The organism is uncultured Campylobacter sp. (assembly GCF_905372745.1).
Lineage (GTDB): Bacteria > Campylobacterota > Campylobacteria > Campylobacterales > Campylobacteraceae > Campylobacter_A.
In genome coordinates this window covers 48,439-74,990 of the sequence record NZ_CAJPQR010000004.1, presented here as the reverse complement: position 1 = coordinate 74,990, position 26,552 = coordinate 48,439, and the positions used below count along the sequence as shown (strand labels likewise).

General features: G+C 45.3%; 24 protein-coding genes, 1 tRNA gene and 1 pseudogene. 19 read left to right on the top strand and 7 right to left on the bottom strand.

Annotation, left to right across the window (positions count from 1 at the left end; translation table 11 throughout):
• The first annotated feature begins 6 nt into the window (after window positions 1-6).
• From QZ157_RS02100 to QZ157_RS02085, 4 genes are all read left to right on the top strand, one after another.
• Window positions 7-987, top strand: coding sequence for a hypothetical protein (locus QZ157_RS02100; RefSeq protein WP_295141164.1), 981 nt, complete (start codon window positions 7-9; stop codon window positions 985-987).
• Window positions 988-1,201: 214 nt separating this feature from the next.
• The gene (locus tag QZ157_RS02095; RefSeq protein ID WP_295141162.1) at window positions 1,202-1,852 is read left to right on the top strand and encodes a hypothetical protein; all 651 of its coding nucleotides are present in this window, start codon (window positions 1,202-1,204) and stop codon (window positions 1,850-1,852) included.
• Between the two features lie 10 nt (window positions 1,853-1,862).
• On the top strand, window positions 1,863-3,029 hold the full coding sequence (locus QZ157_RS02090) for a toxic anion resistance protein (RefSeq protein ID WP_295141161.1): 1,167 nt from the start codon (window positions 1,863-1,865) through the stop codon (window positions 3,027-3,029).
• 362 nt (window positions 3,030-3,391) lie between these two features.
• Window positions 3,392-5,467: a hypothetical protein gene (locus QZ157_RS02085; protein WP_295141159.1), complete on the top strand. Its 2,076-nt coding sequence runs from the start codon at window positions 3,392-3,394 to the stop codon at window positions 5,465-5,467.
• 386 nt (window positions 5,468-5,853) lie between these two features.
• Here the strand turns inward: QZ157_RS02085 and QZ157_RS02080 are convergent, their stop codons facing one another.
• Window positions 5,854-6,441, bottom strand: coding sequence for an HAD-IB family hydrolase (locus QZ157_RS02080; RefSeq protein ID WP_295141157.1), 588 nt, complete (start codon window positions 6,439-6,441; stop codon window positions 5,854-5,856).
• 109 nt (window positions 6,442-6,550) lie between these two features.
• Window positions 6,551-7,195: a non-canonical purine NTP pyrophosphatase gene (locus QZ157_RS02075; RefSeq protein WP_295141155.1), complete on the bottom strand. Its 645-nt coding sequence runs from the start codon at window positions 7,193-7,195 to the stop codon at window positions 6,551-6,553.
• A gap of 235 nt (window positions 7,196-7,430) precedes the next feature.
• Between QZ157_RS02075 and QZ157_RS02070 the strand changes: the two genes are divergently transcribed.
• The 5 genes and pseudogenes from QZ157_RS02070 (at window position 7,431) to QZ157_RS02050 (ending at window position 11,318) form a co-directional block, all read left to right on the top strand.
• Window positions 7,431-8,735, top strand: a complete 1,305-nt coding sequence (locus tag QZ157_RS02070) for an MFS transporter (RefSeq protein WP_295141196.1) — start codon at window positions 7,431-7,433, stop codon at window positions 8,733-8,735.
• A 163-nt stretch (window positions 8,736-8,898) separates the two neighbouring features.
• Window positions 8,899-9,393 carry a heme utilization cystosolic carrier protein HutX gene (gene hutX / locus QZ157_RS02065; RefSeq protein WP_295141153.1) on the top strand — a complete coding sequence of 165 codons (495 nt, stop codon included), beginning with the start codon at window positions 8,899-8,901 and terminating at the stop codon, window positions 9,391-9,393.
• Between the two features lie 41 nt (window positions 9,394-9,434).
• Window positions 9,435-10,217: pseudogene (locus tag QZ157_RS02060) on the top strand (NAD(P)/FAD-dependent oxidoreductase); the annotation flags it as partial.
• Between the two features lie 75 nt (window positions 10,218-10,292).
• Complete coding sequence (locus QZ157_RS02055) at window positions 10,293-11,093, top strand: NAD(P)/FAD-dependent oxidoreductase (protein WP_295141194.1); 801 nt, start codon at window positions 10,293-10,295, stop codon at window positions 11,091-11,093.
• A gap of 96 nt (window positions 11,094-11,189) precedes the next feature.
• On the top strand, window positions 11,190-11,318 hold the full coding sequence (locus tag QZ157_RS02050) for a hypothetical protein (protein ID WP_295141151.1): 129 nt from the start codon (window positions 11,190-11,192) through the stop codon (window positions 11,316-11,318).
• Window positions 11,319-11,798: 480 nt separating this feature from the next.
• On the opposite strand, the gene QZ157_RS02045 is transcribed toward QZ157_RS02050, so the two are convergent.
• Window positions 11,799-12,662 carry a CbrC family protein gene (locus QZ157_RS02045; protein ID WP_295141150.1) on the bottom strand — a complete coding sequence of 288 codons (864 nt, stop codon included), beginning with the start codon at window positions 12,660-12,662 and terminating at the stop codon, window positions 11,799-11,801.
• A 277-nt stretch (window positions 12,663-12,939) separates the two neighbouring features.
• On the bottom strand, window positions 12,940-13,356 hold the full coding sequence (locus QZ157_RS02040) for an SseB family protein (protein ID WP_295141149.1): 417 nt from the start codon (window positions 13,354-13,356) through the stop codon (window positions 12,940-12,942).
• Window positions 13,357-13,466: 110 nt separating this feature from the next.
• On the opposite strand from QZ157_RS02040, the gene QZ157_RS02035 reads away from it, so the two are divergent.
• Together QZ157_RS02035 and QZ157_RS10600 are read left to right on the top strand one after the other, a co-directional pair.
• Window positions 13,467-13,543: transfer RNA gene (locus QZ157_RS02035), tRNA-Ile, on the top strand.
• A gap of 125 nt (window positions 13,544-13,668) precedes the next feature.
• Window positions 13,669-13,836, top strand: a complete 168-nt coding sequence (locus QZ157_RS10600; RefSeq protein ID WP_363147604.1) for a CbrC family protein — start codon at window positions 13,669-13,671, stop codon at window positions 13,834-13,836.
• Between the two features lie 1,031 nt (window positions 13,837-14,867).
• Here QZ157_RS10600 and QZ157_RS02030 read toward each other — a convergent pair.
• Both QZ157_RS02030 and putP read right to left on the bottom strand, forming a co-directional pair.
• The gene (locus QZ157_RS02030; protein WP_295141148.1) at window positions 14,868-16,115 is read right to left on the bottom strand and encodes a DUF2130 domain-containing protein; all 1,248 of its coding nucleotides are present in this window, start codon (window positions 16,113-16,115) and stop codon (window positions 14,868-14,870) included.
• On the bottom strand, window positions 16,116-17,606 hold the full coding sequence (gene putP, locus QZ157_RS02025; protein WP_295141147.1) for a sodium/proline symporter PutP: 1,491 nt from the start codon (window positions 17,604-17,606) through the stop codon (window positions 16,116-16,118).
• A 141-nt stretch (window positions 17,607-17,747) separates the two neighbouring features.
• Between putP and QZ157_RS02020 the strand changes: the two genes are divergently transcribed.
• The 8 genes from QZ157_RS02020 (at window position 17,748) to QZ157_RS01985 (ending at window position 24,162) form a co-directional block, all read left to right on the top strand.
• Entirely contained in the window at window positions 17,748-18,458 is a 711-nt protein-coding gene (locus QZ157_RS02020) for an amino acid ABC transporter permease (RefSeq protein WP_002948422.1), read from the top strand.
• A complete protein-coding gene (locus QZ157_RS02015) occupies window positions 18,451-19,179 on the top strand; it encodes an amino acid ABC transporter ATP-binding protein (RefSeq protein ID WP_295141146.1) in 729 nt (242 codons plus the stop codon). Before QZ157_RS02020 ends, QZ157_RS02015 begins: the two co-directional genes overlap by 8 nt.
• A 12-nt stretch (window positions 19,180-19,191) precedes the next feature.
• The gene (locus tag QZ157_RS02010) at window positions 19,192-20,013 is read left to right on the top strand and encodes a basic amino acid ABC transporter substrate-binding protein (RefSeq protein ID WP_295141145.1); all 822 of its coding nucleotides are present in this window, start codon (window positions 19,192-19,194) and stop codon (window positions 20,011-20,013) included.
• Window positions 20,014-20,074: 61 nt separating this feature from the next.
• Entirely contained in the window at window positions 20,075-20,791 is a 717-nt protein-coding gene (locus QZ157_RS02005; RefSeq protein ID WP_295141144.1) for a basic amino acid ABC transporter substrate-binding protein, read from the top strand.
• The gene (locus tag QZ157_RS02000; RefSeq protein WP_295141143.1) at window positions 20,791-21,519 is read left to right on the top strand and encodes a hypothetical protein; all 729 of its coding nucleotides are present in this window, start codon (window positions 20,791-20,793) and stop codon (window positions 21,517-21,519) included. Before QZ157_RS02005 ends, QZ157_RS02000 begins: the two co-directional genes overlap by 1 nt.
• Before the next feature lie 44 nt (window positions 21,520-21,563).
• The gene (locus tag QZ157_RS01995; protein ID WP_295141142.1) at window positions 21,564-22,343 is read left to right on the top strand and encodes a hydroxymethylpyrimidine/phosphomethylpyrimidine kinase; all 780 of its coding nucleotides are present in this window, start codon (window positions 21,564-21,566) and stop codon (window positions 22,341-22,343) included.
• Window positions 22,336-22,938, top strand: a complete 603-nt coding sequence (gene thiE / locus QZ157_RS01990; protein ID WP_295141139.1) for a thiamine phosphate synthase — start codon at window positions 22,336-22,338, stop codon at window positions 22,936-22,938. The genes QZ157_RS01995 and thiE overlap by 8 nt, the downstream gene beginning before the upstream one ends.
• Window positions 22,939-23,610: 672 nt before the next feature.
• Entirely contained in the window at window positions 23,611-24,162 is a 552-nt protein-coding gene (locus QZ157_RS01985) for an NAD(P)H-dependent oxidoreductase (RefSeq protein WP_295141137.1), read from the top strand.
• Between the two features lie 984 nt (window positions 24,163-25,146).
• On the opposite strand, the gene QZ157_RS01980 is transcribed toward QZ157_RS01985, so the two are convergent.
• Window positions 25,147-26,541 carry a hypothetical protein gene (locus QZ157_RS01980; RefSeq protein ID WP_295141134.1) on the bottom strand — a complete coding sequence of 465 codons (1,395 nt, stop codon included), beginning with the start codon at window positions 26,539-26,541 and terminating at the stop codon, window positions 25,147-25,149.
• Between the last annotated feature and the right edge of the window lie 11 nt (window positions 26,542-26,552).

The window sequence follows — 26,552 nt, the reverse complement described above, 5'->3', positions numbered from 1 at the left end:
GAAAAAATGGATGAAATTTTAGAAAAAATTTACGCGATAGAAGGCCTTGGGGAGCTAGAAAATTTTTTGCGCGAAAAGGGATTAAATTTAATGCGCGAGCCTTTGTTGGCGGAATTTGACCGATACGCCTTTTATCAAAACGCTAGCGAGTGGAACAAAGCCGTCAAAATCTGCGAATGCCTAGCGATAACGGGCTGGGGCGAGCGCGAGAGCCTAGAAGCTCTTCGCGGTAGATATTTTAACGGGCAGTATATGACTTATTTTTTAAACGCTAGCGGCGAACCGCGCTTTGTAGAGGCGCACTGGTCAAAGCGCAAAACGGGGCTAAGCATGCAAGATAACGAGACGTTTTTTAACCCTAGTCCGGACGATAACGGCAAAACGCTAAAACGCCCAGTAAAAGAGCAAATCCAAGACGTCAAGCTAGCTAGCCAGCGCAACTGGATACCTAAAAATCCAATCCGCGTCTCAATCGGCATCAAAAACTGCTACGAGAACTCGCGCGCGGTGATAGATAGCCTGTTTAAGGAGCTTCAGCTCGCGCTAAATGCCAAAATGAGGCCTAAAATTTACGGCAGCGAGATAAACTATATAAATTTAGACTGCTCGTTTAGTTTTGACGACGAGTACTGCCGCACGAACTACATCATAGCGCCGGATGAGCCGCGCCTAAGCTCGCAGCGCGCCTGGGAGCTACTGTGCGAGATGATGAGCGAGGAGGAACGCAGAGAGGGCGGCTACTATCTGCGAAATAGATTCGAGTACGCGCCGTTTAGAAAAGATACGGGCAAAACGGGCGCGCAGATATATTTTGAGCGCGAGTTTAGCGAGCTTTCGCATGCAGAGCAAAAGCAAAAAATATGCGAGTATTTTTTAACGGCGTTAAAACAGATCGCGCGCAAACAAAGCAAGCTAAAATACGACTTTAAGACGATGATAGACGATTTTAGTAAAATTTTAGACGAGTGGACGGCGGCTGAAATTTAGCGGCCGATTTTAATCGATGCGGGCAAATTTAGACGTTCTTGCTTGCTAAATGTCGTTATTTTATTGGGATTTGAGTTTGAATTCTCTCGCGTTTTGATTAAATTTAGCGATATTTAACCGACTTAGGTATTTTAATCAAACGATAAACAAAAAGTAATATTTAACCTGATTTTTGCTATAATAGACCTTTAAATTTTAACGAAAAGCGACTATCTTGAACGAGCAAATAATATATTTTTTTAGAAAAAAGCCTTATTTTTTCTATTCGTTTTTTCCGGTCTTCGGCGCCTTATATAGCTTTGTGCTGGCGGTTTTGTTTTTAAAATGGTCGCCTTTTAAAACGGACATTTTTATCGTGCTATTTTTTCTTAGCGCGCTTTGGTTTGCGGCGTTTTATCTTAGCTACGCAAAAACCCTACCTACCTATAAATTTGAAAGAGAAAAGGAAAAATTTACGCTTTTAGAGGCTAGGGTCATTTCTGATTTTAGCCTGAGCGATAGAGAAAATATTTTTAAAAAGATAGAAGCGGTGCGGGTTTTTGTTAGAAAGATATTTTCAGACCAAAGCTTAGTTTCGGTTAAAATTTTAAGCCTGATAAACAAAACTCTATTTTTATACATCGAAAATTTAAGCATAATAAAAAGTTTAAACGCAGGGCTTAGCGCGGTAACCGGCGAAACTAAAAAAGAACAAATCGTAAAAAAAGCTCAAGCATACGAATCCGCAAACGTAATGCTTTTAGAATACCTAGATAGCTACATAAGCGAGCTAGCGGCAAACAACCGAAACGATAAAGAGACCGCGTCCGTGCGAAACGAACTTGAGCGCATGCTGGTTTTATTAAAAAATATTAACAAAAAATAAGGAGAGAGCCGTGGAAAAAGCGGGGCGAGAAATACTAACGGACTACATAAAAGATAGTGCGCGAAACAGCGAAACGGACATACGAAATTTGATCTTTAAAGACGATTTTAGCAAAGAAGACGAGGAAAAAATTTCTCAAAAAGCTGTAGAGCTTTTGGCTTTTTTATCAGATAAGGATAGTGCGCAGATAAGAGAAATTTTAGAAAGCGTTACAATCGAAGACGCGCAAAGTCTAGAGAGCTCTTCGTCGCTCTTGATGGGGAAATTTGCAAAACTGGGTGACATAAAAGACGAGCAAACGCAAAATTTAAGCCGCTCCGTAATAGCCCTAAACGAGGAGTTAGAGCAGATAAATCCGCACAGATTCGACTTTGATAAAAAAGGCGTTTTGGCTTTTGTTCCTTTTGTCGCAAAGCCGATAAACAGATACTTAAAGAAATTTCAAAGCGCAAAAGAAGCGATAAAAGAGACGCTCTCGCACATCGAAGACGGCGAGAAAATTTTAAGAGAAGACAACGCTCTTTTACAAGAAGAAAAACAATACTACAAACAAAAAGCCCTAAGTTTGCAACGAAAAGCCGTAGTGTTTGAAAAAATAGCAAAATCCATAGAGCAAAACGTCTCCAAACTAGACGCGAAAGAAAGAGAATTTTACGAAAATAACGTCTTGCTAAATTTAAATAAAAAAATCAGAAGCATATATGAAATTTTAGCCGTTACGCAGCAGGGATTTTTATCAAGCGACCTCATCATAAACACAAACTGGGAGCTAATAGATAATATCTCAAACGTAAAAGCCGTAACAAAAAGAGCCGTAGAGATCGGTATCGCGATGGCTATAACGCTGCAAAATCAAAAAAACGCGTTAGAAACAGCCGAAAAAACCAAAAAATTCGCAAACGATATGATTTTAGCCAACGCGCAAAGACTAAACACGCAAGCAAGCGAAATCTACAAAATGTCGGGCGATGCGACGCTGGATATAGAGACGTTAAAGCAAGCTTTTAGCCAGATAGAAGAGGCCATGGGCAAGATAAATACGTTTAAAGCCAAGGCTGTAGAAAAAATCAAAACCGAAGTAATAGCGCTAAAAGAGGTAACGGCAAAGCTCGAAAACAAAATCCAAGAGTCGCAAAAAGCGCAAGAATTTAAAACATCTTTTTCTATGGATTTATGAGGTTTAGATGATCGATCCTAACGTAAAGAAAAAACGAGAATTTACGATCTATCTTACCGTCTTGATCGTAATTTTGCCTTTTGTTTTTCTATACCTAAAGTATGCAGACAAGGAGCCTGAAAGCTTAGCGCAAAATTTTACCATTAGCCGTCCTGAAACACCGGCAAAAAAAACGAGTAAAGCCGAGACTCAAATTTCGCAAAATACCGACAAATTTGCCGACAACGACGACATAACGATATACAAAAAAGACCTCATAAACAACTCCGTCCAATTACCGTTTGAAGTGCGCGACATGATGGTTGGTATCTCGCGACAAAAAAAGACTCTATACTCTAGGGCACGACAGAGACGGCATAAGCGTGATAGATATATCGAATTTAGACCATATAAAGCTACTCGGACTTTTTTATTTCCCAGAGGCCAGATATAATGTAGAAAACATCCAAGCCGCCGAGTCCAACGACGGCAAAAGCCTATACTTGGCAAGTCCGAATTTAGGCATTTTGCGTTTTGACGTTACGGATCCTCAAAATATAAAGATAGTAGCTCAATTTGATGCTAAAGGCTACTCTAAAATCAAATTAAGCCAAAACGGCAAACTAGCATACGTAAAAGCTAAAAACGGCATGGTCATCCTAGATATTTCCTCTGACAACATGAAAAAAATAGGCGAATTTATAAGTATGGAAACTTTTAATCCGATAGAAAAAGGCGATATAGCGATATACTCGGACAAATACGTTTTTATGTCCGATTTTTCGGGACTTCACACGCTTGACGTAAGCGATCCGAAAAGCATAAAAGAGGTTTATAGACAAGAGGACTTTAAAGTCGCTATAAATTTACAAATTTCTCCGGACAAAAAATATCTATACGCAAACGAGCTTCAAAATTTTAGAGTATACGGCATCAACGATATAAGCGATATCGAGCATCTAAAAGACTATATCGTTAGCAATAGAGCTTCTACTTTTGATATCGGCAGCGACGGTAAAATAGCATACGTGTCCAGAAGCAAAAACGGCAGGGACGATACCGTTTTGCCTAGTATCGACGTCGTAGATATCTCTAGTAAATTTCAGTCTAAGCGCCTAAAAAGTTACTATACGCCTGAAATCGACACCGTAAATGTAGCGCTACCTTTAGACGAACGCCGCATTATCGTGTCTTTGATGGTTAAATTTAGAGGCTTTATAAGCGTAATTAACAACGATGCGGACGCTTTGATGAGAAAAACGGCAAAAAATGAAGTAAAAATCAAAGAACCCCAGGACTCCGGTAGAGCCATAGACAAATCAAAGCCCATTTGGGATTTGCCGTTTTCGCAAAACGGTTTTGCATCCGTCAGCATGGCGGTGCCTACGGAAGACGGATATATATTAGCCGGAGAGCACGAGCAAGCAAGGACGCCCGATCTTTTTATGAAGATAGGTAAAGACGGACGCGAAATTTGGAGAAAAGTAGTCGATAAAAACTATCTAGGAACAGCCCGACTAATAGCGGCTCAAATGCAAAGCTACTACGTAATAGGAAACGAAAAAACAACCTACGTCATAGACAAAGTAACAAACGAAATCTCAAACAAACTTCCATATCCATTAAAGCACGTAGCGCCGACGGATAATGACGAATTTATAGCTTGCGACTACTCAAATAATGTATTTAGAATGGATAAAAACGCAAAGATAATCTGGACGAAGCAAATCGACGTCTCGCATTTAGATGACGAATTTTATATCAAATACGAATACGACCCAAAAGATCCAACCAAAGCACCGATCCAAAGAGAGATCAAAAAAACCAAAGAAGGGCTTGAAAAGCTAATAAAAACAAAAGACGGAAATTTTATCTTATTTATAAAAGAGCTGGGGCTTTTAAAATTTAGCCCTAGCGGCAAAGCGGTCTTTGATGCCAGAATAGAAACAGACGGATCTTTTAACGATATGCTCGAGGGCGACGACGGCTCGATTTTGACGCTTTTTAGATCAAAAGATAAATACGATTTGGAAACGCTCAAACTCGTAAAACTAAACAGCAACGGCGAGATTATAAAAAAATCGACCGTCCATAACAGCTTGGCGTATTTTCTGGTTTCAGCTTTTACTAAATACAAAGACGGCTATCTAATAAGCATAAGACCGTATGACGAGAAAAAAATACTGCTACTAGAGATAGACGGCAACGGACGCAAGACAGACGAAGCCTACGTGACTGATCTAGGCAACGAAACCCTTTTTTACGAGATGCTAAACGTGACGGATCAAGGAGTGTTGCTGCTAGGAAGCAGGATGTATACTAGACCAAGCCACATGGAATACGTAAAAGGTAAAGCCGTCAAATTCTCGGATAAATACGTCAAAGAAGCCTTTATGATAATGCTAAATTTAAACCAAAAAATAAGCGAGCAAAATTTAAACTTTGCGGATAAAGAGTAAGGCGCTAAAATTTAACGCTCAAATTTGAGCTGCAAGAGTAGCGCATTTCCACAAAGAAAAGGCCGTAAATCGGCCTAAATTTAAGCTAAACAAATAGCGCCGAGTTTGCTATTTTTATTTGCGCTGACCCGGTTTAAACGTGCGCCGGATCAATTTATATGAGCTGCATAAATTTGGAGCCGTTACGGCAAAGACAAACAAAATTAAGCTTAACTAAAAAGCGCCTAGCAAATTTGGCTCAAACATTACGGCGCCAAATTTCAGCCCGTGCGCGCCGATTTGCCGCGCCGCAAAAATGCGCTAGAGCTAAATTTGCCGCATAAATACTCAAATTTAATGCTTCTAAATTTACGACCAGTCTGCAGTTTTTGTAGTCGCGATCCCATTCACTCAAACGCCCTATAATGCGCCTCGTCGGCAAACTCCAGCATCTCCTTGTCGCCCCTGCTGTCGCCGTATGCGATCACGCGCTCAAAGGCGTCCGTATCATACGCCTCGCGCACGCGGCGTACCTTCTCCGCGCCGTAGCAGTTGGCGCCGTCTATCTCGCCCGTTATCACGCCGCCCTTTTTCTTGATGCGAGTGCCCAGTAGCTCAAGCCCCTGCGCCCTGCACCACGGAGCTAGCCAGTCCTCGAGCGACGCCGTCACGATCACGACCTTATCGCCGTTTGCTTTATACTCGGCGATCTTTGCCATCGCGGAAAATTTCACGATATCCTCGATGTGCGTGTTTGAGTATTTTTTGCAAATTTGAGCGAATTTATCCGCGCTCATGCCCGAGAAAAAGTACGTCATCAGCCGCCTGCGAGCGTAGTTGTTGCTACAAATTTTTAGCTTATAGCCGATCAAAACGGGCGAAAGCCAAAAAATCCCCCGAAAAAATTTCTTAAATCCCACGACGTAGGCGATAAACTCGAGCAGCGAGTCGTCGCGCGTGATCGTCCCGTCAAAGTCGAATAAAACCAGATTCATCTTCGTCTCAAATTTTAAATTTGCGCGATTATACCGCGCTAGCGTTAAGGGACGGCAAATTTAGCCGGGTTTTGCCGCGCAAATTTGCTTTCTCTTTCGCGCTCTAAATTTAGAGCCCAAATTTCCTCTCAAGGCTCTTTAGCACGTATTTTATGAGCTCAAGCCCCTTTGATCGGTGCGAGATTTTTAGCTTTGTGGCGTCGTCTAGTTCGCCAAGCGTGCGCGTAAAGCCTTTGGGGATAAAGAGGCTATCGTAGCCAAAGCCGTTGCTGCCGCGCTCCTGGCAAATCGCCTTGCCGTGCATAAAGCCGTGCGCCGTAAAGTCGCCTAAATTTGAGCTAACCGCGATACAAGCGGTATAAAACGCGGGCGAGCTGGTTAAATTTAGCGCCTTTAGCTCAGAAATCAGCTTTGCGCGGTTGCTAGCATCGGTCGCACTTTTGCCCGTTATCTGCCCGCACTCGTTCATATCGCTAAATCTCGCCGAGTAAATCCCGGGCCTACCGCCAAGAGCCTCCACGCTGATGCCGCTATCGTCGCTTAGCACGATAAACTCGTCCGCCAAATTTAGCTCGCGCAGTTTTGCCTGCACGGCGCGAGCTTTGATTAGCGCGTTTGCGGCGAAAGTCGCGCCGTCCTCGACGATGTCAAAGGGCTCGCAAATTTCGCGCAGTGCATAAATTTCGTAATCTTGTAAAAAATCTTTTATTTCGCGCACTTTGTCGGAGTTGGATGTCGCTAAAACTATTTTCAAAATTTTTCCTTTTTTCGGCTTCTCTTGCGCGCCTTTAAATGAGCTAGAAATTTCCTCCCTCGATGAACTATATGTTCTATCTTCGGTCGGAAATTTCGTCGCAACATTTAAATTCATCGCAAGATAACTTTGCCGATTTTTTAAATTTACCGCTCACATTTTATCAAATTCGGCTTTAATTTACGTATTATCAAAATTCGGGTAAAATCACTCCTTTTAAAAAAGGAAATTTATGATAGTAAAAAGTGCTTTGCCCCTATCTTTTATCATCGGCAGCAGGTTTTTCGGGCTCTTTATCATTTTGCCGGTTATCAGCGTCTACGCGCTCGAGCTTGAGGGTGCGACCGAGTTTTTAGTGGGCGTTCTTATCGGCGTTTACGCGATTTCGCAGATCGCTTTTCAGGTGGTTTTCGGCTATATTTCAGACCGCTTCGGGCGTAAAAACTCGATGCTAGCGGGTCTACTCGTCTTTATCGCCGGAGCTGCTATCTGCGCGGTCGCCACCGATATCTACACGATGATTTTGGGTAGATTTATCCAGGGCGCGGGCGCGATAGGAGCGGTCGCTACGGCGTTTATGAGCGATATGACCAAGGAGGAGGTGCGCGGACACGCGATGGCGATGATGGGCGCGTTTATCGGCCTTAGCTTTACGCTTTCGATGATTCTTTCTCCGATCCTTAGCCACAGATACGGGCTTTCAAGCCTCTTTTACCTCTCGATCGCGGTTACGGTTGTTTGTATCGTACTTTTATACACGGCCGTGGGTAAAGAGCCTAAAATCGCGCATTCTCAAGCCAAAACTCCCGCGCTAAAGCTGCTTGCAAATAGAAATTTGCTCCTGATGAACGTTAGCAATTTCATGCAAAAAATGCTAATGTCGGCGGCTTTTATCATCATTCCCATCGCAGTCGTGCGCTACTTTGGCATGCAAAAAAGCGATCTAAGCGGGATTTATGCCGTCGCTACGGCATTTGGTTTTATCGCTATGGGCGTAGGCGGCGCGGTGGGCGAAACAAGGCGCATCACAAAGCAAATTTTAATCATCGGCGTATCGCTTTTCGTCGCTAGTTACGGGCTTTTCGCGCTCTCGCTCGGACACAAGCCGCTATTTTACGCGGGCGTTATTATATTTTTTATCGGATTTAACCTGCACGAGCCGATCTTGCAATCAATGGCGTCCAAATTTAGCAAAGTTAGCCAAAAAGGCGCGGCTCTAGGCATCTTTAACTCTTTTGGCTACATGGGAAATTTTATCGGCGGCATCGGAGGCGGAGCGGTGCTTAACTTTTACGGCCTAGACGCGCTAGCTGCCATAGTTACCGCGCTTTGCATAGCGTGGCTAGTCTCGCTAAAGTGGCTAGATAACCCCAATATCTTTAAAAACATCTACCTACCTGCGGACGTAAATGCCGATATGGCCGAGGTCGAAAAGCAAAAAGGCGTCGTAGAATGCTACAAAAACGCCCAAAATTTAGTCGTTAAATTTAACTCCAAGCTAACAAACGAAGCGGAAATAAAGCGGTTTTTAGGCATTTAGCGAGTTTGCGGACGGAGCAAATTTAAAAAATCGTCCGCGCCCGGCGACTAAATTTGCGGCTTGATCGGCGCTTTAAATACAAGGGCGCAAAACGCGCAAATTTAGCGGGTTTTTAGCTATTTTTAAATACCATTATCAAAATCTAATCCCAAAAAGGACAAAAATGAGCGATCTAAAAAAACGCATAGACGAGCTTTTCGAGGATAAAAAGATGTCCGTTTATGACGCGGCTAAACAACTAAACGTACGCGAATACGAAATCTTGCAGTACCGCGGCGATGAAGAATTTAAGGAAGTCGGCGCAGAAAATTTGATGAAAATTTTTGAAGAAGTCAGCACTTGGGGCGAGATGCTTTTTATCAAAAATACGCCTGAGTTTATCATCGAGATCAAGGTGAGCGTACCTATGCCTAAAAAAGCGAGAGGATTTTTAAATTTCACCGATAAAAGCGGCTTTTTAGGCGGCCATCTAAAAGAGGACGCGGTTTGCGCTATCGGCTTTGTGAGTACTAAATTTATGGGATTTCTCGGACACAGCCTGCACTTTTACGACGCGGATCACAACGTGATATTTAAGCTTTTCGTAAATCGCAACGAAAAAATGAAACTAGACGAAGCGCAAGAGCAAAAATTCCTAGCGCTAAAAAACAGCCTTTGATTTTAGCCAGCTTTGCCGCGCGTAAATTTTAAGGTTTTATGATGGCTAAAATTTGCAAAATTTACGACGTTTTGATAATCGGAGCGGGCGCGGCAGGGCTATTTTTGGCGGCAAATTTACGCGGTAAAAGCGTCGCCGTACTCGAAAAAAACGCAACTCCCGGCAAGAAAATCCTAGCTAGCGGCGGCGGCAGGTGTAACGTCACAAACCGCCGCATAGACGCGTCAAACTACCTAGGCGATAATGATTTCGTCAAAAATATCCTAAAAAAACTAGACTTCAAAGACGTTTTAAAATTTTTCGGCGAGCTAAAATTTAACGAGCAAAAGCAAAGCCAATTTTTCTGCGAAAGCGGCGCAAAAGACGTTTTGGGCGTGCTTTTAAAACGCGCTAGACAAAGCGGCACGCAAATATTTTGCGGCGTTTGCGTAAAAAGCGCGAGAAAAATTTTGGCCGATGAAAACGGCGAAATTGCGGACGCTTTTTTGGCGCTAAACGGCAACAAATTTGAGGGTTCTTGCTGCAACGACGCGCCTAATTTGACCGAATTTGACACGTCAAATTTACAAAACGTCAAGCGAAATTTAGACGAAATTTTCGAGGTCGTCGCCGAAAACGGAGATAAATTTTACGCCCAAAATCTCGTCGTAGCTAGCGGCGGACTAAGCTACAAAAGCCTGGGTGCCAGCGACATCGGCTACGAAATAGCGCGAAGCTTTGGCATCAAAGTCATTCCGCCCGCGCCCGCGCTCGTGGGATTTACCGTGCAAAAAGAGGAATTTTGGTTTAAGAATCTAAGCGGAGTTTGCTTTCCGGCGCAGATTTTGCTGGAACGAGCGCCGCAAAAAAGCGGCGACGATAGCAAATCCTACTCGCAAAGTAAAAGCGGCGACGCGGATGTGAGCGCGGATAAATTTAGCGTGCGCCGAGAAACTATCGGGGCAAATTTAAGACAGCCAAGCGATAAGCCCGCGCCCTTGCAAACGAATGATTTAAATTCGCAAAAAGCCGTAACGTTTGCTGAGCAAAGACAAAACGGCGAAATTGAGCTAAATTTAACGGCAAACGAAGCGCCTTTGGATAAAAACCGAGAATTTTACGAGTCGGACGCTAAATTTAACGCCTCGCAAGAAGTAGAATTTAACGGCGGCGAAATTTTAAACGACGATACAAAAGCCTGGAAATCTAGTCAAAAAAAGCAGATTAAGATCGCAGGCGACGTGCTTTTCACGCATAAAGGCATAAGCGGCCCGGCCGTGCTAAATGCTTCGCTTTTTTGGCAAAAAGGTCTAATCGAGATAAATTTTTGCCCGAATTTTAGCATCGAAACCGTGCAAAAAAGCAAAAAACAGCTCAGCACCGTCCTGCCGCTACCGCGCCGTTTTACGCTAGAGTTTTTACGCGCGGCGGGGCTTAGCGACAAGCCGTACGGCAAGTACGCCCAAGCCGAGCGAGAGAAAATTTTACGACTTTTTAGCTACCGATTCGCGCCTGCGGGAACGTTTGGCTTTGAACGAGCAGAAGTTACAAAAGGCGGCGTAGACACGGACGCACTAGAGGCAGGCTGCGGCGTAAAGGGCGTGCGCGGGCTTTATTTTATCGGCGAAGTTTTAAACGTAACGGGGATGCTCGGCGGCTACAACCTGCACTTTGCGTTTGCCTGCGCGCAGGCTTTGGCCGGGCGACTAAATGCGAAATAATTTTGAAGCCGTGATTTGGGGATTTGCGCCTGAAAGTAAATCGGTTTTGCCTTTGCCAGCGCGCCGCAAGTCCATCTAAAGCAAAAAGGTGACTAAATGCCGTTTAAGCTGCGCCTGACTGCTGCCCGCGGCAAAAACGGTCTTGGCGGCGCAAGACGATCTTTTAGGCTAAATTTAAGGGCATGCACGGCGCGCAAAAAGATAAGCCTACATGCGCGCGAATAAATTACACTATGCATAGACGCTAGCCGCACTGCGGGTCGCAGAATTTTCGCGATACTCGGCTAAAATTTGACCTACCTTAAATGCCAAAGCCGCCGTTTGCGGATCTAGCGATGCGGACGCTAGAACGCCTGCTAATTTTGCTCAAACATAGACTAAATTTACGCCGCCTTTTAACGGCGCGTCTAGTTTGATTAGATAGACTCTGTTTTACCGCTCTTGGCAAATAAATAAGATCTAAAATTCGCGGCAAGTAAAATAGCGCAAAACGTCAAGCTAATACGCCGCCTTTTAATAAATTTAACGCCCTAAAACCAAGGCAAGTAAATTTATGCCAAAGAGCGAATTTACGCAAGCAAAGCGGCATAAATTTATTTTGTAGTATCGTAGATGTAAAGCAAAATCGCCATAAAAACGCAAGCCGATGAGCAAATCGCGTAAATTTAAGACCGAACGCGAGTTTACGGCGCTTGTACCGCAGTCTTATTCTGCATCGACGCTAATTTTATATTTGCCGCAGCTGGGGCAACGAAACAAATATCCAGCCATGAAGCCGCCCGCTTCTAGGTATTCTCGCACGGTATGGGCGTCGTATTCGCCTCGCAGAGCATACTGGGCAAAGACCTCGTCTGCGATACCCATCTCCTGCAGCTCCTTTGTGCCTACGTCGCCTAAAAACTCGCAGTAATCATCGCAGCACGTAAGCCACTGCTCTCCTTGCCAGCAAAAATACCCGGGCGTCCTTTTAAAAAGCTCGTCCGTTTTAGCCTGCGCATTAGCCGCGCCGCTAGGCAGTTCGTCTGCGTCTTGGACGAAGGTAGCGTCAAATTTCGCCGCAGCCTTGCCGTTAGCTATGCAGTGCGGGCAGAGGTATTCCACGTCGCTTTCGCTATAAACGTGACCGCAATAATAAACGTCCGTCTCCTGCTCGCAGCACTCGCAAGCCACGCTTACATCGTCTTTAAATACACCCGTTTTGAAGGGATCGGGGTGATAGCGAAAATGAGGCAGGCTTTTTAGCTTTTTACTTTGGCGCGCGGCTTTGCTCGCGGTTTTGGGACGCTTTATCGCGCCCGCATCGCCGTTTTGCGCATACCACTTTAGATAGCCGAGCTTTTTGAGCTGCTTTCTGTCCTTCGGATCGCAAATTTTGGCCAAAAGCTCGCAGGCGCTCTTTTTAAGCTCCAGTAGACAGTAAACATCGACTAGCACGAGCTTTGCCTCTTTTTCATCGCATTTTTCCAGCTCGTCTTTTAGCTCATATAGCGCCAAAACGCTCGCCGCGCCACCGTCTGAGTCCCAAAACGCCTTTTGCAGCGCGACGTATCTTTGCCTAAAATCTTTCATTTTTTCTCCTTAAATTTACGCTTTGGCGATGCGCCTTTGGATTTGCCGCCCGCTAGCGTCTGTTTGGTAGATTGCGCTTTAAAAGCGCGTTTAACCGTATTTTACTAAATTTATTAAATTCCGCCTGTTTTCGTAAAACGCGGCAAGGTCGCGACCGAGTGCAAATTTAAAACTCCGCTAAAATCGGCGTTTTTTGCAGATTAAGCGGCTAAATTTTGCTTTTATGCTTAAATCGGCAACTTTAAGGGCAAAAATAATCATCCAAATTTAGCTAAATTTACTCCGCGCAAATCGCTTTTAGCTTTGCTAAATCCAAAATCAAACTATGCGAAAACGCGTCTATCACGACTCCGGCGTATTTGCCTTCGGCGCCATCTATCATCGCGGCGTAGTCTTTTAGGCGCAGATTTATTGCCTCTTGCTCGGCATCGTTTCGCCATCTCATCATCTCGGCCCTGCTAGAAAACGCGGGGAAATAGCTAAGCCCGCTCTCCTCGTCTTCAAGCAGGACGAATTTTATATTTGAGCCTTCTTCTTCGTAAACTGCGCTGCCGCCCGGTTTTGCTAAGGCTTGGTTTATGAGTACGGGTGCTAAAAACTCTGTCTTTTTTAGCGCTGAGATTAGCGCCTTTTGGCTCTGCTTGCTGCCGTCAAGTAAAAATGCGTCTATAAAATCGTTTAAATTTTCGTTCATCTTTTGCCTTGGATTAAATTTGGCGTATTATACATTTTTGCGTTTTTAAATCAAAATTTAGCAGTAAATAAGCTTTGCGTTGCTATAATCACAACCTTACTTCAGCTGGCGGGTTCATAGCTCAGTTGGTTAGAGCATCCGGCTCATAACCGGATGGTCCCAGGTTCGAGTCCTGGTGAACCCACCACCCTCTGAATTTCAATCATTTTAAAAATCTTACAAATATCCTTTAGATTTTATTTAGTCTTTGTCGGCGAAATTTAGCCCCTTTTATGCTCCTACCTATTTGTTTTATAGTAAATGCGCGAGTAAATCGTAGCTCAAAGCTTAGCAAATTTAGCAAAACCCTCCAAATGCGGTAGCCAACCGCTTACCAAAGCAAACGCGCGAGGTTACCTCGTCGCAGGAGGCGATACGGTGGGCTATCTGTTTCGCTGCACCCGCTGCGGCAAGTATAAAATTCAGGTCGATGCAAGCTAAATTTGAGGCTAAATTTGAAAAATTTTACTCGCCCAGACCGCATCCTGAAAACGTAAAATTTGAGTTAGCTAAATTTGATGCTGTTTTGCTTTTATGTTGAGGGGTTTTAAACTACGTCATGCTTGGCGGTTGCAAGCATAGCAGTCTCCTCTTGCTTGCAAGCTGCTTTGAGCGGTAGCGAACGCAGTGAATCTAAAGTAGAACTTCGCTGGGTTTTTAAATTTTGGCCGAGTCAAATTTGCGGATTTAGCCCCGTTGCAAATTTAAAATATGTAGCACGGCGGTACACCGAACCAGTGCTTAATCAATATGCTTTTGCGTACTTGCACTATTTTATTAATTTCCTTATCGCATAGCTCTTGGCGAATCCATACGCTCCGCTACATAAATAAAATTTAAAATCTTCATTAAGCGAGATGTCGTAAATAGCGCTCATCGCAGTTTTAAAATTTACATCATCCTCGACAAATAAAAAATACAAAAAATTTTTATTTTTATAAAAGACGATTACGGGACGATATCCGAATGCATAAATTGTGTAGAAATATGATATTTCCTCTTTTTTTGTTTTTATATTATTTCCGGTAATAAAATTTTTATTAGTAATATATATGCATCGTCTTTTATGATTTAATATCTCGCAATACATAATGTAAAATAGAAAAATTGAAACGGCGGATATGACAATCACAGACAAGATACTGCCGTCTATGATATTAAACAAAACGAATAACAAAAAACATGCAAATAAACATCCTAACGACAAAAAAAGAATTTACATTTTGATAGCAATACAGAACCTTCTCATCGTTGCTAAGCCCGGCACCTTTAGGCAAATCATAATCACTCAAATTTGAGCCTTTCGTTTTTAAATTTTAGCAGAGTAAATTTGCAAATTTAGCAGGATATGAGACAAATATTCCAAACGCAATAGGCGTAGTTTAAATAAATTTTTCTTACCCGCAAAGAAGCAGACTAGTCGTCCGTGACTGTGGGGGAGGCGTAGAAAAATTTATTATAAAATCCGCCGTTTATGGGGAATCAAAATCACCCGCATCAAACCCCAGCTCCAGCGTCTTTATCTCACCTATCGCATTTCCAGCGATCCCCTTTATCGAGCCAAACATCTCGATCGCGTTGTCGCGCACCTTTTCGATCTGTTTTTCGCGGCTCTTCCAGATGCGTTTCATCGCGTTTTTCTCGCGCTCCAGCTCCTCGCTCATCGAAGAAAAGCCCTCCACGATAGCCTCGATGCGCATCTTAAACTCGTTGCTAACGAGATACGAGTAGAGCATCTCCATCTTATTTGAGCGATTTTGCGCGGAGTTCCTAGCGAAATTTAGCTCTACGACGCCCTGCCTTAGTACGAAACAAAGCGCCTTAAACTCCTCGTAGTTACACACCCATACGCCTTCAACCAGCCCCATGCGCTCTAGCTCCCGCGGCCGAGCCTCGCTAACGAGCACCCCGACGTCAGCTCCCGATGCTCGCATATCGGCCTTAAATTTCTCTATCCATTCGTTTGAAAAATTTTTCGTGCGTTTGCTTTCGTAGTAAATTTTGCCGCAGTTTTGCGCCTCTCGGGTATTTACGATCTGCATTACGTCTGCGCCGTTTGCGCCCTTTTTGACCTCGTCTATGACGTCAAATACGAACTTCTCCCGCAGCCACGCCTCGATGGCTAGCTCTTGCGTCTCGCCTTGTAGCTGCTCGCTGCCCTGCTCTATGCGCCTTTGCGCCTCGTTTAGCTGCTTTTTTAGCGCCTCTAGCTGCTCGTCTTTTTGCTTAAATTTTAGCTCGTTTTGCTCCGCCAAAGCCTTGCCTAGCCGCTCTTTTTCCTCGTTTAGGCGTTTGCTTAGCTCGGCCTCTGTTTTAGCCATCAGCGCGCTTTCAAACTCGCTCTTTTCGCGTTTTAGCTTTTCTATCTCTAGCGTCTTTAAATTTAGCTCGTTTATCTGCTTTGACTTGGCTTCAAGCTCGGTTTTTAGGGCGTTTACTATATTTAAATTTTCGCCCTCTAGTTTTGCTTTTATTTCATTTTCAAGCTCTGTTTTTTTAGCGTTTAAAGCTGCGGCAAATTTAGCGTCAAATTCTTTTTCCTTCGCGTTTAAAGCGTCCAAATGCGCCTTGTATTCGGCCCTTTTGGTCTCGATCTCTTTATCAAACTCTCGTCTAGCCGCTGCCATTTTTTGCTTCATTTCAAGCTCAAGCTCGGTTTTAAGAGCCAAATTTACATCAACTTCGGCGCCGCAGTTACCGCATTTTACGCTACTTTGCATTTACAGCCTCGTTTTCATTTTTTCAAATTCGTCCTGCACGGTGGCCGAGTTTGGCTCGTTGCTCATCTTGTCTATCGCGTCGCCGTAGAGGCTGGTGAGATAAATCACGACGCAAGAGACTGCAAAGCCAGGCAGTATCTCGTAAACGTAAGAATTTAGCCCGAGCGCTATCCACGCGATCACCGTCGCCCCACCCGTTATCATACCGAGCAAGGCCGCTAGCGCGCTCATCCTGCGCCAATAAAGACTAAAAAGCAGCACCGGCCCAAAGCTCGCGCCAAAGCCCGCCCACGCGTAACCAACGACGTTTAGCACGCTTTCGTTAAAGCTAAAAGCAAGCGCGGTAGCCACGAGCGCGACGGCCACGACGGCGTATCTACCCGCGGCGACCTGAGCTTTTTGCGAAATTTCTTTTTTATAAAACGCAAACACGAAGTCCTGCGTCACCGAGCTTGCGCTAACCAAAAGCTGGCTAGAGATCGTGCTCATGATAGCCGAAAGCACGGCCGAGATGATGATGCCCACGAAAAAAGGATGAAACAGCGTCTCGCCAAGCTGCAAAAAGACCTTTTCGGGGTCTGCTAGAGGCAAATTTAACTCGCTGTAATACACAAAGCCGATAAGCCCGCTCATCATCGCTCCGGCTAAGCCTATCGCCATCCAGCCGATACCGATGCGGCGCGCTTGGGCTAGCTCTTTTGAGCTTCGTATAGCCATAAATCTAACTATGATGTGCGGCTGTCCGAAATATCCAAGCCCCCACGCCATGAGTCCTAAGATGCTTAAAAAAGTCTGGTCGTAAAAGACGTTTAGATGGTTTTTGCCGTATTTTGCCACCTCGCTCCAAAATGTAGCGCCGTCGGGCAAATTTAGATTACAAAACGCTACTACCGGCACGGCGACGAGCACCAAAAACATCAGCATACCCTGAAACGCGTCCGTGATACAAACCGCGCGAAATCCGCCGAAAAACGTGTAAAAAACGACGATAGCCAGCGTAAAAATGGCGCCGAATTTAAAATCTAATCCAAAAAAGCTCTCAAAGCTCTTACCGCCCGCGATTATCCCGCTACTAACGTAAAGCGTGAAAAATATCAAAATCAAAAGCCCTGAGACTATACGTAAAATTTTAGTCTCGTCCTTGAAGCGATTTTGTAAAAAATCGGGGATCGTGATACTGTCGCTGGCAACCTCGGTATAGACGCGCAGGCGCTTTGCTAAAAACAGGTAGTTGCAATACGCTCCTATAACGAGCCCCAAAACCATCCAAATCGTAGCCAGTCCCGTAGCATAAAGCGCGCCCGGCACGCCAAGCAGCATCCAGCCGCTCATGTCGCTAGCTCCGGCGCTTAGCGCGGTTACGACCGGCCCTAGGCGACGGTTGTCGAGCAGATATTCGCCCATATTGGCGTTTTTGTTATACGAGTATCGCCCCACGAAAAGCAAAAATCCAAAATACAGCGCGATGGCGATATAGCGTGCATAGTCCATTAAATTTTCCTCAGTTTTTTAAATTTTAAGTTACGATAATATGATAAATTTGTTTAAAAGATAATTTTTTCGCGTAAAAAAGGTTAAATTTATATTTTTTTTCGTATTATTAAGCCTCATTACGCTTTTAAGGTTTAAAAAATGCTAAACGAAAAATTTTTCAGGGCGTTGTTTTTCGTCGTCATCGTCTCCGCGGGCGTTTACTATTTTTATCCGACGGAGTTAAACGAGGCTCAACGTCTAGCTTACCTTAAAAGCTACGGCGTGACGCTGGGACTCACTATCGGCGGCACCGCCATCGGCGTGACTTTGGGCTTTATTTTGGCGTTTTTAAAGTTTTTAAATATCAAAATTTTAAGCTTTCTCATCGACGAATACGTAGATATTCTGCGCGGAACGCCGATCATTTTGCAGCTTCTTATATTTTCGGTCGTGATTTTTGCGACTTGGAGCGATAACTTTTACGTCGCTTTGATCGCGCTTGGACTAAACAGCTCCGCATACGTCGCAGAGATCGTGCGTAGCGGCATAAATAGCGTCGATAAAGGCCAAATGGAAGCCGCAAGGGCGATGGGTCTAAACTACTACGTCTCGATGCGAGAGGTAGTGTTTCCGCAAGCAACTAAAAACATCTTGCCTGCGCTTGCGAACGAATTTATTTCGCTGTTTAAAGAGACGTCAGTCGTAGGCTACATCAGCGTCATAGACATCACGATGCAAAGCAAGAGCCTACAAGCGGTATTTTATAGCCCGGAGCCCGTCATTTTCACGGGCATAGTTTACTACGTCAGCGTGAAGTTCTTTACGTTTTTGGTTAAAATTTTAGAGAGGAGACTAAATCGCCATGATTGAGATTAGAAATTTGAGTAAAAATTACGGCGATTTACGCGTCCTCGATGGTATCAGCGTAGATATCAAACAAGGCGAAATCATCGCTATCATAGGTCCTAGCGGCGGCGGAAAGAGTACCTTTTTACGCTGCATAAACCGCTTAGAAGAGCCAAGCAGCGGGCACATCAAGATAAACGGCGAGGATATAACGGATAAAAAAACGGATATAAACAAAATCCGTCAAAAAGTGAGCATGGTTTTTCAGCACTTTAACCTTTTTGCAAATAAAAACGTCTTGCAAAATTTAACCCTAGCTCCGATAAAAGCGGGAATTTTGGATAAGCAAAGCGCGGAAAAAAGAGCCGACGAGCTACTAAAAAGCGTGGGTCTAAGCGATAAAAAATACGCATTCCCGCACAAGCTATCAGGCGGTCAAAAACAGCGTATAGCAATCGCTAGAAGCCTTGCTATGAATCCCGAGGTCATACTTTTTGACGAGCCAACGAGCGCGCTAGATCCCGAGATGATCGGCGAGGTGCTAGACATCATGAAGGACGTCGCGGCAAAAGGCATCACGATGCTAGTCGTCACGCACGAGATGGGCTTTGCTAAAAACGTGGCAAATAGGATATTTTTCATGCACGGCGGTAAAATAGCCGTGGACGACACGCCTAAAAACGTATTTGAAAACCCTAGCAATCAGCGTTTGCAGGATTTTCTAGGTAAAATTTTAAACCACTAAAAGGGGGTCAAAATGTCACGAAACATCATTGCGGCTTTGTCCGCCGGCAAATTTAAAAAACTTTTCGTTTTCGTAGCCGCCGCTTTGATGCTTTCAGGCTGCGGTCAAAGCTCGAATGAAAAAGCGAGCAAAGACGCCGCAGTAAAAAACGAGGCAACCCCCGTAGCGGTACAACAAACGATAAAAGTAGGCTCTAGCGCGGACTATCCGCCGTTTGAGTATATCGACGAGCACAACAAGATCGTAGGCTTTGAAATCGACATGATAGAGGCCGTCGGCAAGAAAATCGGCGTCAAATTCGACGTACAAAACATGAGCTTTGACGGGCTGATCCCGGCTCTAAAAACGGGCAAGATAGACGCCGCGCTAAGCGGTATGAGCGCGACCGAGGAGAGAAGAAAATCGGTCGATTTTACCAAGCCTTATTATTTTTCGGATAATCTTTTCATCCGCAAAAAAGGCACCGACGTAAATGCAACCAATATGCACCTCAAAAAAATAAGCGCGCAAATAGGCACATTGCAAGAGACCGCGGCTAAATCCATTTGCGGCGACCTATCCGTGCCTGCAGAAACCGTAGCGGCTGCGATTTTATCGCTAAAAGCGGGCAAGATCGACGTCGTGCTAACAGATAGCCCGATCGGTTACGAGTATCTAAAGCAAAACTCTGATTTGGAGGAGTTTTTAAAGCTTCCCGACGGCACCGAGGGTTTTGCCGTCGCGTTTGATAAGGGCAAACACCTAGAGCTAATCGGCAAGATAGACGCTGCGATAGAGGAGCTAAAAAAGAGCGGTGAATTTGATAAGATGATGGAAAAATACGGCCTGAAGTAAATTTACGAGCCCGCACTAAGACGCGGGATTAAATTTGAAACCAAATTTTAAAGGAGAGAAAATGAAAAAGATTTTTGCGCTGCTTTTAGCGGCTCTAGCTACGCTTGGCGCCGCCGAGCTAAAGATCGGTACGGCCGCAAACTATCCGCCGTTTGAGTACGTGGACGAGCAAAACAAGATCACCGGCTTTGACATGGATCTAGTAGCCGAGCTCGCTAAACGAGCGGGTTTTGAGTACAAGATCGTAAATATGAGCTTTGACGGCCTCATCCCGGCTCTAAAAACGGGCAAGATCGATGCCGTAGCAAGCGCGATGAGCGCAACCGACGATAGACGAAAATCTATCGATTTCACGCAGGCCTACTATGCGGCCGAAAATATCTACTTGCGTGCTAAAGGCAACGACGCTATCGCGAGCAAAGACGCGCTTAACGGCAAAAGAGTAGGCGTACAACAAGGCACCGTCCAAGAGATCGCCGCTAACGCTATCGCAGGCGCTAAAGTAGTACCTGCCGAAGATCCGGTTCCGCTAATCATGGGACTAAAAAAAGGCAAGATAGACGCAGTCGTACTAGATAGCTCGATCGGGTACGGCTTTTTAAAGAAAAATCCCGAGCTTGAGGAATTTTACAAAGAAAACGACGGTAGCGAGGGCTTTTCTATGGCGTTTGACAAAGGCAAGCAAGCCGATTTAATCGCTAAAATAAACGCCGCGCTTGATGAGATGAAAAAAGACGGCAGCTACGACAAACTGCTAGAAAGATATGATCTGAAATAATGAAAAAAAGCGCATTTTTTACTCTGATTAAATTTTGCGCTTTAGCCTTGCTGTCGGTAAATTCGGCTGCCCAGTTTACCGACATGCAAATCACTCAAACAACCAAATCCAAACGCGAAAAAGTCGTCAAAGAGGTCCTTTTTCTAGAAAAAATTTTAGACTACGATACCTTTGTCTTTAGACTAAACGCCGCCGTGATCGCCCCTTGCAAGCTTGCAAACGTTAAATTTTACGACGGCTCAAAATGCATAAAAGATAAAAAAGAGCTGGAAAATTTCAGCAAATCCTACGACAAAGAGATCAAAAAGATATTTCGTCCTGAGCGCAACTACTACGTGCTCACGCTAAAAAATCTAGGCGATAGATGGCTGTGCGAAGTAAGCGACGAAAGCAAAATCCTAAACAAAACCCTAGTCAAAAACGGCCTTGCCTCGCCTACTAGCGAAGGGTATCAAAAAATCGAGGTCAAAGAGGACTGGACAAAGAAAAATCACGCGGAAATTTACGAGTGCCTAACCGGCAAAAAGCTAGAAGAACCGAAGAAAAAACCTAAAAAAGCCGAAAATAACGCCACTAAAAACGTTCAAACCGAGCAAAACTCTTTAGGCTCGCAACCTGCGCAAACGCAGCCGCAAACCGCGCCTGCGCCGATGGAGTCGCAAGGAAACGGCCCCGTAAATTTAAAGGAGCTAGGCGTCGAGTTTGGCAAGGATTTTGGCGACAGATAAATTCGCCTAAAGATAAATTTAACAAAACCGCTCAAGGCAAAACAATGAAAAATCCTAAAAAAAATATCCTAATCATCGCTGGCAGCGACAGCGTCGGGAGTGCCGGCGTGCAAGCCGACATAAAAACCTGCGAGGCCTACGGCTGCTACAGCGCGACTGCGATCACGGCTCTAACCGCGCAAAACACGAGCGGCGTGAGCGCGGTGATGCCCGTAACGCCCGAGTTTTTAAACGCGCAGCTAGAGGCCGTCTGCGCCGAGCTAAAATTTGACGCCGTAAAGATCGGCATGCTCTTTAACGAACAGCTCATAGCCTGCGTCAAATCCTGGCTGGAGCAAAACCGCGGCATACCAGCCGTGATAGATCCAGTCTGCGTGGCGAAATCAGGCGCAAAGCTACTGCAAGAGGGCGCCATAAACGCATTAAAAGAGCTTTTAAGCCTAGCTCGCGTCGCGACGCCCAATTTAGACGAAGCGCGAATTTTGGGGTTAAATTTTGACGGCGAGCGGTTAAATTTAGGCGCGGATCTTCCATGCGACATCGTGCTAAAACGCACGCAAACAAGCGAGATTTGTGAGGACACGCTTTATAAAAAAAGCGGCGAGGTAGTTAAATTCGGAGAACCGCTAGAGCAACCTACGATCATGCACGGCGCAGGATGTAGCTTCGCCGCGGCTATCGCCTGCGCCCTAGCGTGCGGGGCAGACGAGATTACGGCGATCAGGCGTGCCAAAGCCTTCGTCGTAAACGCGATCAAAAACGCTCACGGCTCAAATTTCGGCGTGCGTCTGCTAGATCACAAAGCTGCGGGCGAAAATGTCTGAAATTTACGCTATCACGGACGACGTCCTAACGCCAGAAAACAGCGTACTCGAGCAAACTCGCGAGCTGCTAGAGTGCGGAGTGAAATTTTTACAGTACCGCACCAAGCTTGAGCCCAAAAACGAGCGCGTTGCGACTGCGCTAAAAGAGCTTTGCGAGCGCTACGGAGCGAGATTTATCATAAACGACGACGTAAAATTCGCCGCTAAAATAGGTGCGAACGCCGTTCACATCGGCAAAGACGACGGCGGAGTAAAGACTGCTAGAAAGATTTTAGGCGAGAACTCTTTCATCGGCGTTAGCTGCTATGACGATCTAAATTTAGCTCTAAAAGCGCAGGATGAGGGCGCCTCTTACGCGGCATTTGGCGCACTGTTTGCGAGCCCGACCAAACCGCACGCCCCGCTTTGCAAATTTGAAACGATAATGCGCGCAAAGGAAATTTTACGTATCCCCGTTTGCGTGATCGGCGGCATAAACGCGGCAAATATCGCGCAAATCGCCGCGCTAAACCCAGACTACGTCGCCGTTATCTCAGCGCTCTACCAGCCCGCATCCATAAAAGAAAATTTGCGAAATTTGCAAGCGTTTTTGTAAAAAAGCCCGCAAATTTACGCCCGCTTTATATCCGAGCAAGCAAAAGCGACTATTTTCCCGCGCGTTAAGACGGCGCGCTCAGGCTTGATTACCAGGTCCGTCCAAAAACGGCAGATCAAAGTTCGTATTTGCAGACTAGATTAAAGCCTGCGCGATGCTCTGCTCAAATTTAAGCCAAGTTTGTTAAAATCTACTTCGATGGAGCTTGAAACGTTTTGGGAACGGGCGCGCATCGATGGCTGGGTTAAATTTTACCTAGTTGGGGTTTGAAACGGCTTTTCGCATAAAATTCAAGGGCTGGAGCAAGGGCGTAAATTTACCCCATTTGGTTTTGAAACGCCGATCGCGAAATTCCGTATAGAAGCGCAAGGCAGTATAAATTTACTCCGTCGGGATTTGAAACCAGTCTGTCGGTTTATCTTATCGCCCACTTACCCACGCGTAAATTTATCCCGTGGAGTTTGAAACTCGAACCTCGCGATGCCACGACTGCGTCCTAGTCTAGCGTAAATTTACCCCGCTAGAGTTTGACCCCACCCCCCCCCGTACTTGATAGCTCTACGGTAGTGCCGTCGGTGCAAATTTACCCCGTTAGAGTATGAAACAGCGTATTTGCAAACTTAAGGCAGCGCTTGCCGACGGTTAAAATTTACTCGATTAAAAAGGATAAAAATGAAAACTCTAATCATCCTAGCCCACCCGGGCATCCAAAACTCGGTCATAAACAAACGCCTACTGCAAGAAGCTCTCAAAGAGCCGCAGCGCTTTAGCGTTCACGATCTGACGCAGGTTTACAGGAGCGGCGATATCGACGCCACGCGCGAGCAAGAGCTCATCAGAGCCCACGACGCCCTCGTTTTACAGTTTCCGCTTCACAACTTCTCCTGCCCTCCGATTTTAAAATCGTGGATCGACGCGGTGATGACGCACGGCTTTGCCTACGGACGGGGTTCAGACGGCATAGCGGGGCGCAAGGTGGCGCTAGCCGTGACCGCAGGCATCAAAAAGAGCGACTACTGCCCGCAAGGACGCTATCATTTTAGCTTGCGCGAGGTTCTTACGCCGTTTGAGCTTGCGTTTAAATACTATTTTCACGCCGATTACCGTGACTTTTTCGCATTTTACGGCGCCGAGGAGACTCCGGGCGTGGACTACGTATCAAGCAAGGACGATTTAGAGCGCGGCGCCAGAGAGTATGCGGAGTTTTTGCGAAATTTAGGCTAAATTTGATAGTCGCGGTAAATTTAGAGCGCTTTTTGAGCAAGCCAAGCAAGTAGCGCCCGCTTGTCTTGCCGTAAATATCGCTCTAAATCAAGCTAAGCCGCTGCCGTTTTTCTTTGCCGCGACCTTTTGGCGAAAATCCGCAAAATCCGAAAGCGATCTAGCAAAGGCGGTAGATTAGCGGGTTAGCAAAAGCGGCGATTCGTCCGCGCCGTTTAAATTAACGCGTTAAGTTAAGCTCGGCTCGCGTTTTGAAAACGGCTAAAATCGCCGAGTTTTTTGCGCCGCCTAAATTCGAGCGTCTAGCTTCGGTATTAAATTTAAACGACGACCGTGTTAAATTTTAAAACCGGCGCGCACAAATTTAGCCCGCTACGCGGCAAACTTCGCTTGACCCGCACGGAGATAAGCTTGCATTTTGCCCTAAGCTGCGCAAAAAGCCGTAAAATTACGCTAGCTTGCGCCGTTACGAGTCCAAATAAACTCTGCAAAACCTGCAAAAGCGTAAATTTCGCTCGTTTTGCTCCTCCCAAAAAACCAAACTAATCCCAAAGCGACCGCCGTACCCCTAAGCTCTAGAGGTCAAATTTAACGCCTCAAATTCGCGCCTTTTGGGATTAAATTTAGCCTGTTCCAGCCGAAAACGTAAATTTAAACGCAAGGTAAAGATGCAAAACTAATTTTAACCGTTTCGCGCAAGGCCAAATCCAGCCAGCAAAACTAAACGGCAGCTTAAATTTATGCCTTTGCCGTAAAATATCGACGCAAAACGCGCAAATTCGGCGTAAAATCAAACGGCGCGTTTGTAAATTTTAGGCGTAAAATAAAACCCGTTAAGACGGCTAGCCCGGATTTGCCTTGCCGTCTCGCGGCGTAAATTTACGCTGGGCCAAACCTAAACCGCGCGCCGATGAATTCAAGCTCTAAATTACGAGGCGGCCAAGTTCCGACCTACTCGCTCCACGCTAAAACTAGTCTCGCCGAAGGCTAATCTTTTTTATAAAACACGTTAAAACCAAATCCGCCAAGCAAGATTATCACGCCCGCAATCCCCGCAAAAGGCGAAAACCAAAAATCCATCATCCCCGCATAGAGCAAAGCAAGTCCCGCTAAAAGGCTTATCGCGATATCAACGTTAAACCAAAACACCCTCTCAAAAAAGCCTTGAGATTTTTTCGCCGTCAGATTTTTACTGAGATTTCGTATTTCTAAAACCTTGAAATTTTCGTATTTCACGCTCGCTTCGTCGCCGTTTGCTAGCTCCAGGGCGCGCTTTTTAGGGCTGCTACCCCACAAAAACGTATCGCCGACCGTGACGCTAAAATAGTTTTTCTCTTTTGCCTCAAAAATCCTTAGATTGCGCACCGCGCCGCTAACCTCGCCGCTAGACTTGGGCTCTTTTGCGGCACCGAGCACCGATCTAACGCGTAAGCCCAAAAACGCCTCGCGGTGAAATTTAAACCAAGCAAAGGCAAGAGAGCCCAAACCAAAAACAAGCAGCAAATCGCTAAAAAGCAGCCGCCATTCGTCAAGCCCCGAAAAAACAGCCCAAACGCAAGCCGCGGCAAACAGCGCAAAAAGCACAAAAAGCGCAAGAAATAGAGTCGCAGAAAAGAGGCTAGGCTCATAGGCATACCAGGCCGCGGAGTTCAAGGAGCGGTTTTTTAGCCCCAAAACCCGCCCCTTTTTATCGCAAACCGCCAGCATCTCATCGCCGTCATTTACCGGCAAGAGCGGACTTTGTAGCGAGCTAACGTTTAAAATTTGTCCCTCCAAGCTAAAGCTATAATTAAATCCGCTTTTGTCTTTATAGACGCACTCAAGCAAACCCGCGCGGCCGCTGAGTAGATTTAAACCGTTTTGCGTTTTCATCAAAAATCCCCTTAAATTTATCTCATTTAAAAATTTTCTTACAGTTAGATATGCCTCGACAGTGCCGCTTAAGCTCTTATTTTCGCTCCAGTATATGTGCAAAAATGGCAGCGATAAAAACAGGCAAACAACAAAGGCAAACAAGGCTGCCATGCCTGCAAATTCGGACAAATGCTTGCTTAGATAAATGATAGGTATCGCAAAAATCGCGCCTAAAATTTTACCCGGAACGATATCAAAGATCGCCGCCCAAGGTAGTATAAAGTGCGCGCGCCAAGCGTAGTTTTTGAGCCACTTGTTTGAGGTCAAATTTTTAAAATTCCAAACCTCGTTTTGCTCGTCGTAGGCTACGGCTAAACGGTCGTTTTCGCGCGGCACGAGGCGCTCTTTGAGGTTTTTAACGTTAAATTTCGCGCCCTCTATCTCAAAAACGCACTCGTCCGTCGCCGCATCCCATCTCACGTTTTTTACCTCGCCCGCTAAGACCTGAAACTCGCGCGAATCTTGCATCTAAATTTTCT

Excerpts from the sequence above, each read along its gene's own strand:
- QZ157_RS02100 (WP_295141164.1), top strand. The coding sequence starts at position 7 with ATGGATGAAATTTTAGAAAAAATTTACGCGATAGAAGGCCTTGGGGAG.
- QZ157_RS02080 (WP_295141157.1), bottom strand. The coding sequence starts at position 6,441 with ATGAATCTGGTTTTATTCGACTTTGACGGGACGATCACGCGCGACGAC.
- hutX (WP_295141153.1), top strand. The coding sequence starts at position 8,899 with ATGAGCGATCTAAAAAAACGCATAGACGAGCTTTTCGAGGATAAAAAG.
- QZ157_RS02050 (WP_295141151.1), top strand. The coding sequence starts at position 11,190 with ATGCCGTTTAAGCTGCGCCTGACTGCTGCCCGCGGCAAAAACGGTCTT.
- QZ157_RS02045 (WP_295141150.1), bottom strand. The coding sequence starts at position 12,662 with ATGAAAGATTTTAGGCAAAGATACGTCGCGCTGCAAAAGGCGTTTTGG.
- QZ157_RS02040 (WP_295141149.1), bottom strand. The coding sequence starts at position 13,356 with ATGAACGAAAATTTAAACGATTTTATAGACGCATTTTTACTTGACGGC.
- QZ157_RS02030 (WP_295141148.1), bottom strand. The coding sequence starts at position 16,115 with ATGCAAAGTAGCGTAAAATGCGGTAACTGCGGCGCCGAAGTTGATGTA.
- putP (WP_295141147.1), bottom strand. The coding sequence starts at position 17,606 with ATGGACTATGCACGCTATATCGCCATCGCGCTGTATTTTGGATTTTTG.
- QZ157_RS02020 (WP_002948422.1), top strand. The coding sequence starts at position 17,748 with ATGCTAAACGAAAAATTTTTCAGGGCGTTGTTTTTCGTCGTCATCGTC.
- QZ157_RS02015 (WP_295141146.1), top strand. The coding sequence starts at position 18,451 with ATGATTGAGATTAGAAATTTGAGTAAAAATTACGGCGATTTACGCGTC.
- QZ157_RS02010 (WP_295141145.1), top strand. The coding sequence starts at position 19,192 with ATGTCACGAAACATCATTGCGGCTTTGTCCGCCGGCAAATTTAAAAAA.
- QZ157_RS02005 (WP_295141144.1), top strand. The coding sequence starts at position 20,075 with ATGAAAAAGATTTTTGCGCTGCTTTTAGCGGCTCTAGCTACGCTTGGC.
- QZ157_RS02000 (WP_295141143.1), top strand. The coding sequence starts at position 20,791 with ATGAAAAAAAGCGCATTTTTTACTCTGATTAAATTTTGCGCTTTAGCC.
- QZ157_RS01995 (WP_295141142.1), top strand. The coding sequence starts at position 21,564 with ATGAAAAATCCTAAAAAAAATATCCTAATCATCGCTGGCAGCGACAGC.
- thiE (WP_295141139.1), top strand. The coding sequence starts at position 22,336 with ATGTCTGAAATTTACGCTATCACGGACGACGTCCTAACGCCAGAAAAC.
- QZ157_RS01985 (WP_295141137.1), top strand. The coding sequence starts at position 23,611 with ATGAAAACTCTAATCATCCTAGCCCACCCGGGCATCCAAAACTCGGTC.
- QZ157_RS01980 (WP_295141134.1), bottom strand. The coding sequence starts at position 26,541 with ATGCAAGATTCGCGCGAGTTTCAGGTCTTAGCGGGCGAGGTAAAAAAC.